Origin of the sequence: uncultured Campylobacter sp., assembly GCF_938045595.1 — a bacterium.
GTDB lineage: Bacteria > Campylobacterota > Campylobacteria > Campylobacterales > Campylobacteraceae > Campylobacter_B.
The window spans coordinates 1-11,572 of the sequence record NZ_CALIBB010000150.1 but is presented as its reverse complement, the minus strand read 5'-3'; the positions used below and the strand labels follow the sequence as shown (position 1 = coordinate 11,572).

Here is an 11,572-nt window from a genome sequence, read left to right as displayed (position 1 = left end):
TAGGGAATGTCGGAATCAGTATAACGACAAAGCAGAAGAAATAATATTTGAAGGAATAAGAGATTTAAATCATCTAGGCGGTTCTTGGTCTTGTGGAAAAATTACCGATAGATATGAGAGTATAGCAAACATTTATGGCGCTAGAGATGATGATATAAAGTTACTCTTAAATAATTTTTCAAAGGCTACCGACATACCAAATGTTAAAATCACGATAAATGTTTATAAAGACATAAGGTTGACAAATAAAAATTTACCGCCAAATGATGAGCCTATATTAATCTTAAAATTAAATACTCAATCGAGTCAAACAGAATAAAATTTCGGGCGGCGCAAACCGCCCGAGATACCGCACTAAGCCCTTACTGCTCGTAAAAGCCGCTCGGTTTGGAGATCGTGTCGATGTAGATGTTTTTGGTCTGGGTGTAGTGATCCAGGATCATCTTGTGCGTCTCGCGACCGATGCCCGATTCTTTGTAGCCGCCAAACGGCGCGCCCGCGTGGATCTGGTTGTAGGTATTGACCCACACGCGACCCGTCTCAAGCAGGCGTGCGACCGTGAGCGCCTTTGCGATGTCGCGCGTAAATACGGCGCCGCCTAGTCCGTAGAGGCTGTCGTTTGCCATGCGGACGAGCTCGTCTTGATCTTTAAATTTAATCACGACGCCCACAGGACCGAAGATCTCCTCCTGCGCCACGCGCATGTCGTTGCGCACGTCCACGAGTAGCGTAGGCTCGACGAAAGCCTCTCCCGCGCTATGTCGCTTGCCGCCCACGGCGATCTTAGCGCCCTCCTCTACGCCGATTTTTACGTACTCTAAAATTTTATCGGCTTGCTTTTTGTTGATCTGGCATCCCATCTGGGTGTTCGGATCGAGCGGATCGCCTACTTTGATGCGCTTAAATTTCTCCACGAGCGCCGGTACGAATTTATCGTAGATGCCCTCCTGCACGAAGATCCTGCTTCCCGCGCAGCAGACCTGGCCTTGGTTGAAAAGGATCCCCAGCTGCACGCCGTCGATCGCAACGTCAAAGTCGCAATCGTCAAAGATGATATTCGCGCTCTTGCCGCCAAGCTCAAGTGTAGCGGGGATGATCTTTTGCGCCGCGGCTAGCGCGATGCCTCTGCCGACCTCGGTAGAGCCGGTGAATGCAAGCTTATCGAGCCCTTTGTGGGTGCGGACGAACTCGCCCGCCTTGCTTCCCTTGCCGGTTACTACGTTGATGACGCCCTTTGGAAGCAGCGGCGCGATTAGGCGGATGAACTCCAAAATGCTAAGGCTGGTTTCGGAGCTTGGCTTAAATACGCACGTATCGCCCGCGGCAAGTAACGGAGCGAGCTTCCACGCGCCCATCAAAAACGGGAAATTCCACGGCACGATCTGTCCTACTACGCCGATCGGCTCGCGCAAGACGACGGATAGATAGCGCTCTTTTAGCATATTGGCGCTGCCCTCCTCGCCCAAGATCACGCCCGCAAAATAGCGGAAATGCTCGATCGACCACGCTACGTCGACCGCGCGCGTCTCGCGGATCGGTTTGCCGTTGTCGATAGTCTCTACGGTGGCGATGAACTCGGCGTTTTGCTCTAGGACATCGGCGATCTTATTTAGTAGCGCGCTGCGCTCATAAACGCTGGTGCGACGAAAGCTCTCAAACGCCTTGCGCGCCGCGGCGACCGCTCTATCGACGTCCGCCTTGCTAGCATCTGCGATCTTTGAAATTTTCTCGCCGGTAGCGGGATTAAAAACGTCTAGGCTCGCGCCGCCTTCGGCACCCACAAACTCGCCGTCGATGAAAAGCTTATAGCTTGGTTGGATTGTAGCCATGCTTACTCCTTACGTGAAATATGACATTCGCTATTATATATCCGCGGCGGTTAATGCGGCATAAATTTCGGAGCGAAAATCGGTTAAAATTTTGCAGTGTGTAAATTTGAGAAGCAATGCGGCGTGCGCGAAATTTTAAAATTTAATCTGCGCGCGCGACAGCGGAGGTTTTGAGCGGCTTTGAAGCGGCGTGAAATTTAACCCGGCGCAAGCGGCGAAATTTCAAAAGGTAACGTTTATGGAATGAGAGCGGAAATTCGGCTACGATAAAATTTCAGAATTCGGCTTTGCTAAATTTTAAAATTCGGTTACGTTGAAATTTTAAAATTTAGCTCCGTCAGAATTTTGAATTCGGCTTCGTTAAAATTTTGAAATTTTGTAAGGTAAAATTTCTAAAAGATTTTGCGGAGCGGGCGAGCGGTTTAAATTTACGGCGCGCGGCAATCGGATCTGCGAATGCGCCTTAAACTATAGCCTGCCGATAAAATTTTAAAATTTTGCGGAGTAAAATTTCTAAAACATTTTTTGAGATGAAATTTTCAAAATTGTCTTTCACGCGAGCTTTGCAAGCCCATAACGCTTGCTTGTAAAGCTCCGCTTGGTACGGGCGGCTTTTGAGCAAGACGAAAGTGCGGTGCCGAAAGCAGCCGCAGCTGTTTCGCAAAAGTAGATACAGGCGGCGCAACCCGCTCTGCTTGCAGCCCTCGGGCGCAGTGGGCGTAACCGCTCTAGCGTGCAGCCTAAATCTCGTGCACACAGTTTCAGATGCAGAAGCCTAACCACTCTAGCGCGCAGTCGGACGTAGGAGGATAGCTATTCGCTGCGGCTCGTGCACAGCTCAGACGCAGGAGCGCAATCGCTCGCACCGCAACTTAAACGCAGTGATCCAACCGCTCGTGCTACGACTCGCGACTCGTTCGAGCACAGGGGAGGATAACTGCTCTGCGTGCGTCAGACTCATTCAAGCCAAAAAATCGAACTAGGCGCACGAAGTCTCCGAGCCCGCGAAAGCCACACTCGGACTTTTCTAGCCGAGGGATCAAACCGCTTAAAATTTTAAAATTTAGGCTCGAAAAAGGTCTCTTCGTGGATGTTGGCAAAGGCGGCTTGCAGGCTGATAAAAAACCTCGGATGGGCCTTTTCGTACTGCGCCAAAAGCTCCTTCGTAGCGGCGCGCGCGATGGGTTCCTTGCCGCCGTATTGCTTCGCGGGGCAGACATCCTCCTCGCGCATGATCGGAAGCTCGTTATCTCTAGCACAGGCGGCGATTTGGCGCTCGCGCGCTAGAATGAACGGGCGGATGATCACGAGCCCGTTTTCGGCGACATAGCGCGGAGCGAGAGTTCGAAGCGCGCCGTTGAAGGTAAAATTCATAAAAAAGCTCTCCGCGGCGTCGTCGAGGTGGTGGGCGATGGCGATCTTATTAAAGCCGTGCTCAAGCGCGTAGGAGTAGATGTATCCGCGCCTCATACGCGAGCAAAAGCTGCAAAACGTGGTGTTTGCGCGGATCTTTTCCTTGCCGAATTCAAAAATTTTAGTATCGATTATCTCGTAGGGGATCTCGTGCTCTTTAAAATGCGCGCTTATCTCGCGCAGATCCTCGCCGATACCGTAAGTAACGGTGACGGCTCGAAACTCCCAATCTAGCGGGCTTACGCTTTGGAAGTGCTTCAGCACGTGCGCCAAGCTCATGCTGTCCTTACCGCCGCTAAGAGCTAGTAAAATTTTATCGCCGCGCTCGAACATCTTGTATTTGGCGTTGGTTTGTCCGACGCGGCGAAGTAGTTTTTTGGAGAGGTTTATCATAACCTTTCGATCATTTTTAGGACGAAATTTGCGCTCGTTTGCGCGCTTTTTACCATAAACTCGTCAAAATCGAACTCGGCTTTGTGTCCCGCCTCATCGCTTATCGCGCGCAGCACGCAAAATGGCACGCCCAGCGCGTCGCACACCTGCGCTACGCTCGCCCCCTCCATCTCGACCGCGCTCGCGTCAAACGTCCGCTCGATCCAGCTCTTGCGCTCCTCATCGCCCACGAACTGATCGCCGCTAGCGATGACGCCCGATTTTAGCGTGATGCCTAGCTGCTCGGCGACGCTTTGCGCGATAGAGTTTAGCTTCGCATCGGTTTGAACTAAAATTTTACTTCCCGGCACGAATCCGTGCGGATGCCCAAACGCCGTGATGTCCAGATCGTGCTGCACGAGTGCGGTAGCATATAAAATTTCGCCGATCTTAATGCCTCGCTTCAAAGCTCCCGCGACGCCCGTAAAGATAAGCGCGCGCGCGCCGAATTTCTCGATCATAACCGTAGCGGTCAGGGCGGAATTTACCTTGCCGATCTTCGAATACGCGATCACGAGATCGTGGCCGTTAAGCTTGGCGGCGTAGAATTTATTATTCGCGTGCTCCACAGCTTCCACGCTCACACCCCGCTCGCGCAGCGCGGACAGCAGCGGCTCGATCTCCTCGGGCATAGCGCCTAAGATCGCTACTTTCATCCATTCTCCTTTGCAAATTTCAAAAACTCGTCTAAGCTCGCAAGATCCGTGATGCTGAAGGTCGGTTTTTGCGTGATCTTTTTGTTTATCCCTTTTAAAACCGCCGCGCCAAACTCGACGAAGCAGTCCGCCTCGCCCTCGTAATTTTTGATACTTTGCTTGTAAAGCACGGGGCTGATAAGCTGGGCTCTAAGCAGCTCCAGCGCTTCGGATTTCGTCGTGTATGCGCGCGCCGTGGCGTTAGCGACGACTGGAGCGAAACTCTCTTTTAGCGCGGGGCGTAAAAATTTCAAGAGCTCGTCGCTAGCACTCCTTAGCATCGGGCAGTGGCTCGCGACGCTCATATTCAGTAGCATTGCGCGCTTTGCGCCTGCGGCCTTAAACTCGCTCTCAAGTGCTGCGAGATCATCTTTTTTGCCGGCGATTACAATCTGCCCGTCGCAGTTATAATTCGCCGCCCATACCTGCTTACCGGCGCTCGTCGCATCCGCGCAAATTTTTTCAACCGCCTCGTCGGCAAGAGCCAAAATTACCATCATTCCGGTGCCTTTGCCCTCGCAGGCGCTCTGCATGAGCCTACCGCGAATATTTACTAGCTTTAGCATCTGCTTCGGCTCTATGCCTCCCGCAGCGCTTAGCGCGCTAAACTCGCCCAGCGAATGTCCGAGCAAAAACTGCGGAGCGATGTTAAGCTTTTCTTGATCCAGCCTTTCTTGCAGCGCCGCAAGCGCCATCATGGAATTTAATGCAATCGCAGGCTGCGTAAATTCCGAAACGTCAAGCTTGTCGTTAGGCTCAAACAGTAAATTTTTAAAATCGATGCCCGTAAATTCTGAAGCCTCATCCAAAAGCGCGCGCGCAGAAGCGGAGTTTTCGTAAAACTCCCTGCCCATGCCTACGCTTTGGCAGCCCTGTCCGGGGAAGATAAAAGCAAATTTCATAAAAAAGTCCTAATGCTCGTGATGGTGCCCGCCGCAGCACTCGTGATCTTTCTCATGATCGTGGCCTCCGCAACACTCGTGATCCTCTGCGTGATCGTGTCCGCCGCAGCACTCGTGCCCTTCGTGGTGATGGTTGTGTCCGCAGCCGCAGCTGTGCGCGCCCTCCGGCTGTCCGGTAAGAATTTCATCCGCCGTCGCTTCGCGATTCTCGACGATCTTTATATTAAATTCCAGCTCCTTGCCCGCGAATGGATGGTTGAAATCGATGGTAACGTCCTGCTCGCCGATAGCTTTGACACTCACGCGGGTAGTCGCGCCGTCCTCCGCCTGACCGAAAAGCTCCATACCAACGACCAGATCGATACCCGCAAACTGCTCTTTAGGCAAAATCTGCACGGCGTCCTCTTTATACTCGCCGACTCCGTCGCTCGGGCTTATGCGAACCGTTTTACTCTCGCCCGCTTGTAGATTTAAAATTTCATCTTCCAACTTTTGGATGATTTGATCCTTGCCGCTAAGAAAGGCGATCGGGTCGGAGTTTAAATTTGACTCTAAAATTTCACCGGTTTTGCCGTCTTTTAGCTCATAATGCATCTTTATAACTCGGTTGTTAGCCATAGTTTTCTCCTATTTGAAATTTTATTTTGATCGTATATTTTAAATTTAGATTATCTAGCGGGCGCGGCTTTAGCTTCTTTGGAATCTGGGTATGAAGCCTTTAGTGCTTTGTAGAATTTATTTGCGCTGTCTTTATCGCCGATCTTATCGAAGCTGATCGCAGTGTGATAAAGAAGTTTTGGGGTGTAGTCTTGGCTCTCGTTGTGCGAGATGCTCTTTTTATAATAGTTTATCGCTTCTGCGTATGAGCCGGAGAAATATGAAATTTCGCCCAGCATATAGTTTGCCTTAGCGGGCTTATAATTTTTAGATACTAAATAACTGTAGCGCTCTTTTGCGCCGGAATAGTCTTTTTTGGCATATAAAGCGTCAGCCTCTTTCAATACTGAAGCTTGATCTTTTGATTTAAAATCGGAGTCTGATTTTGCACTAGCAGGGACTGAAACAGTGCCTGCGTCTAATTCAGCGTTTTTTTTTACGCTGCCGCCGCTACCTAATTTTTTATTAATTTCAGCAATTTGGGCTTTTATAGTTGCGATATCTCGTTTCATCTGATCTAGCTCGCTGTTACCTTGGCTCTTGCCCGTAGCGCGAATTTCTAGATCCGCTACCCTGTTTTCCAGGTTCGAAATTTTAGAATTTGTTCCTTCAAGGACGCTTCGCAAACCTTCGACACTCTCGCGTGTATTATCTACACTAGTTTGCATCTCGCTTATACGCTTGCGGTTATCGCGCAATACTTGTTCGTTTTCGGTTAGTCCATAAGAGCTGCCTGAATCAATATTGCCAGCATCAAATGCGGAAGTTTCTGCATTTAAAAAAGTGGCAGCTCCCAAAAGAGCCGCCACCGTGAAATTTTTAAATTTCAAATTAGAATCCAACTTTGAATTCGTCGCGTCTGTTTTGAGCGTCGCACTCTTTAGAATGCTCTGTGCAAGCCATATTGCTCTCGCCGTAGCTTACTACGGAAATTCTGCTCTCATTTACGCCTTGAGCAACCAATGCGTCTTTAGCTGCAGTAGCTCTCTTTAGACCAAGAGCATAGTTGTACTCATCAGAACCCCACTCATCGCAGTTACCCTCAACTTTAACAGTTAGAGACTCTGCGCCTGCTTGATTGAATAGAGCTGCGTTATTATTGATTGTGCCTTGCTGATCGGCTCTAATATTAAATTTATCAAAGTCGAAATAAACAGTGCCAACTTCACTTTGGATCTGAGATGCCAAAGCAGCTAGTCTATCTGCATTACTTGTGCTTGTAGTATCGGCCTCTGGGGTCTTTTTAGAACAACCGCTCAATAATAGAGCAGCAACTGCTATCGAAGATAAAACTAAATGTTTCATTTTCTATCCTTTCAAAAAAAATTGAAGTCATTATATCACGAGATTTTTTAATATTTTACCAATCAACCGATTGAATTTTACCCACTCTTAACGGAAATTGGAAACTTTTATTCTCGTTAACTCTGATAATACCTACCGAGCTTCCGCCGCCGTCTTGCTTGATAAACATAATGCTGCCGCCATCGCTAGAAAATCTAGGAAACATATTTTTGCCACTAGCCGTTAACTGGCGAATCATATCGGTTTGGGTAGAGATTAAATATATATTAAATCCGCCCCCGCCGTCGCGACTAGAGTAAGTAACGTAATTGCCATTTGTGCTGATGGAGTTGTTATTTTTGCCGTGATAGACGAGCTGCTGAACGTTGCCGCCGTTTATGCTAGTGGCAAATACGTTCGGATAGCCCAGACGATCGCTCACAAAAGCCACGCGCGAATCGCCGTCGATAAAATTTCCATTTACATCAATGCCAGCGTAATCGGTAATTTGCTTAGCGCTGCCCGAGGCTATATCATACAAATAAATATCGGGTTGATCTTTAGGCGCATTGGTGATTAGAAGCTTTCTGCCGTCGGCGCTTACATCTGAAGCTATCGTCATGCCATGACCGGTAAAAATTTTACTCTTGCTACCGTTGGATAGATTAAATTTATAGATAGCGGGCGTATTTTTATTGACGTAGTAAGTGTAATAAAATTCATTCTGCGCCGCGCTTGCCCATTTAGGGAAGATATTTAATCCGCCGCTCAGCCCCGAACCGTCCGAGGCCCAGCCGATCAACCAACCTACTGTTCCCGATTCGATACCCGTCACACGTCGCCTGATCCCCGAGAGTGTCAAGGCGCATCTCCCTGCCGCTCTGCGTGTGGTGGGACAGACGGCCGCCGTAGCCGCCGTCGCATGCGCCTTCTATTTTACGGTGTCCACACCCGTGAAGGAGGTGGATCGATCAGCCTATACCGCCGGCTTTGTCCCCTCTGAATTGCTCCACGATCTGAGCGAAAAAACGCCCGCCGCACCGCCCGCGCCTGTCCCAGAGATTCAGCCGGAAGGAGAGGGGCAAGCGAAGACTCAAAAAGCAGCAGAGAAAAAGAGATATAGGATCGTCATCGCCAGTCTGGATCGTCTCGAAGCCGCCGAGCAGCTTGTCTCAAAGCTAACGCCCGCTGATCGGGCTCGAGCTCGAATCCGGATGAACGGAGTGGTCCGCAAGATCCGCGTGATAATCGGCGATTATACGGATCGGAAAGAGGCGGAGGCCGAGCTGGCGCGGTGGCGAAAGAATCCCAAGTTTGAAACAGCCTGGCTCATCGTCGGACCTTAAAGCATAGATCCTCTTCCTCTCCCCCAAAAAGTGAGGAATACAATACAGTCATTTTTTTACACAGTAAAACGAAGAAATTTATGGCAGAAGCAGCAAAAGAGAAACTGTTCTCGGAGTTCCCGCCCGTCACCACCGAAGAGTGGATGGCCAAGATCACAGCCGATCTAAAGGGCGTGCCGTTCGAGAAGAAACTGGTTTGGAAAACGGGCGAAGGATTCAATGTGAATCCGTTTTATCGCGCCGAAGACATCGAAGGACTGGCCACCGCCACCTCGTTGCCCGGGGAGTTCCCCTACGTGCGCGGTACGAAAGTCTGCAACACGTGGTTGGTCCGTCAGGACCTCGCCGTCGACGATTGCGCGGCGGCAAACGAGAAAGCCAAACGCCTCATCGCAGAGAGTGGCGTCACGGCTCTCGGTTTCAATGTAAAGAGCACCCTCATCGACGCTGCGAACATCGCTACGTTGCTCGACGGCATCGATCCGGTGGCCGTGGAACTCAATTTCCGCACCTGCAACCATCGCGTGACGGATCTGATCAGCATCCTCGCTGACTATTTCAAGGCCAAGGGCGTCAACCTCGACGAGGTCGTAGGCTCCGTGGCTTACGATCCGCTCAAGAAGCCCCTCGTTAAGGGTGTGGCTCTGACTGGCGCTTGGGTGCAGGAAGCTGTCGATGTGGTGAACGCCGCCGAAGCCCTGCCGGGCTATCGCGTGCTGGCCGTCAACGCCGCCAACCTCAACGACGCCGGTTCGTACATCACCCAAGAGCTGGGCTATGCGCTGGCTTGGGGTAACGATTTGATCGCCAAACTGAGCGAGGCCGGTCTGCCCGCAGAGAAGGTGGCGAAGAAGATCAAGTTCAATTTCGGTATCTCGTCGAACTACTTCTTAGAGATGGCCAAGTTCCGCGCCGCACGCTGGCTCTGGGCCGAGATCGTCAAGGCCTACAACCCCTCGTGCGACTGCGCCTGCAAGATCCGCGTCCATGCTCGCTCGTCGATGTGGAACATGACCGTGTTCGACGCCTACGTAAACCTGCTCCGCACGCAGACGGAGACGATGTCAGCCGCCATCGCAGGCGTTGACTCCATCACCGTCTTGCCGTACGACAGCGTATTCAAGACGCCCGACGAATTTTCGGAACGTATCGCACGCAATCAGCAGCTCTTGCTCAAGGAAGAGTGCCACTTCGATAAGGTGGTTGACCCCGCAGCGGGTTCTTATTACGTAGAAGTGCTGACGCAGTCGATGGCTGACGCCGCATGGAAGCTCTTCCTCGAGGTAGAGGACAAGGGCGGATTTGCCGCCGTAGCCAACACGGGCGAAGTGCAGAAGGCCATCAACGAATCGAACAAGGCACGCAAGAAGCTCGTTGCCACGCGTCGCATCAGTCTGCTGGGCACGAACATCTTCCCGAACTTCACGGAGATGTCTGGCGACAAGATCGAAAAGAAAGAAGAGGGCACCGGCCACGGATGCGGTTGCAGCAAAGACGCCTCGATCGAGAAGCTCGACTTTTCTCGCGGTGCGTCGGAGTTTGAAACCCTGCGTCTGGCCACGGAGCACAGCGGCAAACGCCCGAAAGTGTTCATGCTGACCATCGGCAATCTGGCCATGCGTCTGGCACGCTCGCAGTTCTCGTCCAACTTCTTCGCCTGCGCAGGCTACGAGATCATCGACAACCTCGGTTTCGAGACCGTAGAGGCTGGCGTGAAGGCCGCTCGCGAGAAGAAGGCCGACATCATCGTGCTCTGCTCGAGCGACGACGAGTATGCCGTTCATGCCCCCGAGGCTTTCAAGCTGATCGACGGCAAGGAACTGTTTGTGGTGGCAGGTGCGCCTGCTTGCATGGAAGAATTGAAAGCTGCCGGCATCGAACATTTCATTCACGTGAAATCGAACGTGCTGGAGACCTTGCAGATGTTTAACGCGAAACTTCTTTGATGGAAAGATCTTATGAGACCGAACTTTAGAAACATAGATATCAAGTCAGCCGGCTTTGTCGCTACGGATGCGACGGCCTGGGCAAAGTCCAACGGCATCACCGCCGACTGGAAAACGCCTGAACACATTCAGGTGAAATCCGTATACACGAAAGAAGACCTTGACGGCATGGAGCACCTGCACTACGCTTCCGGTCTGCCCCCCTACCTGCGCGGCCCATATAGCGGCATGTACGCCATGCGTCCCTGGACCATCCGTCAGTACGCCGGATTCTCCACGGCCGAGGAGTCGAACGCCTTCTATCGCCGTAACCTCGCTTCGGGTCAGAAAGGTCTCTCCGTAGCCTTCGACCTGCCGACGCACCGCGGCTACAACGCTGATAACCCCCGCGTGGTGGGCGACGTTGGTAAAGCCGGTGTATCGATCTGCTCGTTGGAGGATATGAAGGTACTCTTCGACGGTATTCCCTTGAGCAAAATGTCTGTATCCATGACCATGAACGGCGCCGTGTTGCCCGTCCTCGCGTTCTACATCAACGCCGGTTTGGAGCAGGGTGCGAAGCTCGAGGAGATGCAGGGAACGATCCAGAACGACATCCTCAAGGAGTTCATGGTGCGTAACACCTACATCTATCCGCCCGAATTTTCGATGCGCATCATTGCCGACATCTTCGAGTACACCTCGCAGAACATGCCCAAGTTCAACTCCATCTCCATCTCCGGCTATCACATGCAGGAGGCGGGTGCTACGGCCGACATCGAGATGGCTTACACCCTCTCGGACGGTATGGAGTACCTCCGCGCAGGTATCAACGCCGGTATCGACGTCGACGCCTTCGCTCCGCGTCTCTCCTTCTTCTGGGCCATCGGTATGAACCACTTCATGGAGATCGCCAAGATGCGCGCCGCGCGTATGCTTTGGGCCAAGATCGTGAAGAGTTTCGGCGGGAAGAACCCCAAATCACTGGCGCTGCGTACACACTGCCAAACCTCGGGTTGGTCATTGACCGAACAAGACCCGTTCAACAACGTCGGCCGCACCTGCATCGAGGCCATGGCTGCCTCGCTC

The 11,572-nt window shown here is 51.7% G+C and carries 11 protein-coding genes and 1 pseudogene; 4 read left to right on the top strand and 8 right to left on the bottom strand.

All coding sequences use genetic code 11. The features are described from left to right. The coding region (locus tag Q0340_RS06350; RefSeq protein WP_298082605.1) for a hypothetical protein at nt 1-319 on the top strand (319 nt) is incomplete at its 5' end. Between the two features lie 43 nt (nt 320-362). Here the strand turns inward: Q0340_RS06350 and Q0340_RS06345 are convergent. The 8 genes and pseudogenes from Q0340_RS06345 to tolB all read right to left on the bottom strand — a co-directional run. Then, nucleotides 363-1,829 carry an aldehyde dehydrogenase family protein gene (locus tag Q0340_RS06345; protein ID WP_297894493.1) on the bottom strand — a complete coding sequence of 489 codons (1,467 nt, stop codon included), beginning with the start codon at nt 1,827-1,829 and terminating at the stop codon, nt 363-365. Nucleotides 1,830-2,885: 1,056 nt separating this feature from the next. Continuing rightward, nucleotides 2,886-3,635, bottom strand: coding sequence for an ATP-binding protein (locus Q0340_RS06340; RefSeq protein ID WP_298082604.1), 750 nt, complete (start codon nt 3,633-3,635; stop codon nt 2,886-2,888). Then, nucleotides 3,632-4,330, bottom strand: a complete 699-nt coding sequence (locus Q0340_RS06335) for a 5'-methylthioadenosine/adenosylhomocysteine nucleosidase (protein ID WP_298082603.1) — start codon at nt 4,328-4,330, stop codon at nt 3,632-3,634. Before Q0340_RS06335 ends, Q0340_RS06340 begins: the two co-directional genes overlap by 4 nt. Further along, nucleotides 4,327-5,271 (bottom strand): ACP S-malonyltransferase, encoded by a 945-nt coding sequence (fabD, locus tag Q0340_RS06330; RefSeq protein ID WP_298082602.1) that lies wholly within the window; start codon nt 5,269-5,271, stop codon nt 4,327-4,329. Before fabD ends, Q0340_RS06335 begins: the two co-directional genes overlap by 4 nt. A gap of 9 nt (nt 5,272-5,280) precedes the next feature. After that, entirely contained in the window at nt 5,281-5,889 is a 609-nt protein-coding gene (locus tag Q0340_RS06325; RefSeq protein WP_298082601.1) for a peptidylprolyl isomerase, read from the bottom strand. Nucleotides 5,890-5,939: 50 nt separating this feature from the next. Next, nucleotides 5,940-6,758 carry a tetratricopeptide repeat protein gene (locus Q0340_RS06320; RefSeq protein WP_298082600.1) on the bottom strand — a complete coding sequence of 273 codons (819 nt, stop codon included), beginning with the start codon at nt 6,756-6,758 and terminating at the stop codon, nt 5,940-5,942. 1 nt (nt 6,759) lies between these two features. Continuing rightward, nucleotides 6,760-7,233, bottom strand: coding sequence for an OmpA family protein (locus Q0340_RS06315; RefSeq protein ID WP_291938293.1), 474 nt, complete (start codon nt 7,231-7,233; stop codon nt 6,760-6,762). Nucleotides 7,234-7,288: 55 nt separating this feature from the next. After that, nucleotides 7,289-7,984 (bottom strand): annotated as a pseudogene (gene tolB, locus Q0340_RS06310) (Tol-Pal system protein TolB); the annotation flags it as partial. Nucleotides 7,985-8,174: 190 nt separating this feature from the next. On the opposite strand from tolB, the gene Q0340_RS06305 reads away from it, so the two are divergent. The 3 genes from Q0340_RS06305 to Q0340_RS06295 form a co-directional block, all read left to right on the top strand. Next, nucleotides 8,175-8,558, top strand: a complete 384-nt coding sequence (locus Q0340_RS06305) for an SPOR domain-containing protein (RefSeq protein ID WP_298082599.1) — start codon at nt 8,175-8,177, stop codon at nt 8,556-8,558. Nucleotides 8,559-8,638: 80 nt separating this feature from the next. After that, nucleotides 8,639-10,504, top strand: a complete 1,866-nt coding sequence (mutA, locus tag Q0340_RS06300) for a methylmalonyl-CoA mutase small subunit (RefSeq protein ID WP_037998773.1) — start codon at nt 8,639-8,641, stop codon at nt 10,502-10,504. Between the two features lie 12 nt (nt 10,505-10,516). Continuing rightward, nucleotides 10,517-11,572 (top strand): methylmalonyl-CoA mutase family protein (locus tag Q0340_RS06295; RefSeq protein WP_298082598.1); only part of this gene is annotated, 1,056 nt, incomplete at its 3' end.

What these genes read in the sequence shown, in the direction of transcription:
- Q0340_RS06345 (WP_297894493.1), bottom strand. Translation starts at nt 1,829, where the DNA reads ATGGCTACAATCCAACCAAGCTATAAGCTTTTCATCGACGGCGAGTTT.
- Q0340_RS06340 (WP_298082604.1), bottom strand. Translation starts at nt 3,635, where the DNA reads ATGATAAACCTCTCCAAAAAACTACTTCGCCGCGTCGGACAAACCAAC.
- Q0340_RS06335 (WP_298082603.1), bottom strand. Translation starts at nt 4,330, where the DNA reads ATGAAAGTAGCGATCTTAGGCGCTATGCCCGAGGAGATCGAGCCGCTG.
- fabD (WP_298082602.1), bottom strand. Translation starts at nt 5,271, where the DNA reads ATGAAATTTGCTTTTATCTTCCCCGGACAGGGCTGCCAAAGCGTAGGC.
- Q0340_RS06325 (WP_298082601.1), bottom strand. Translation starts at nt 5,889, where the DNA reads ATGGCTAACAACCGAGTTATAAAGATGCATTATGAGCTAAAAGACGGC.
- Q0340_RS06315 (WP_291938293.1), bottom strand. Translation starts at nt 7,233, where the DNA reads ATGAAACATTTAGTTTTATCTTCGATAGCAGTTGCTGCTCTATTATTG.
- mutA (WP_037998773.1), top strand. Translation starts at nt 8,639, where the DNA reads ATGGCAGAAGCAGCAAAAGAGAAACTGTTCTCGGAGTTCCCGCCCGTC.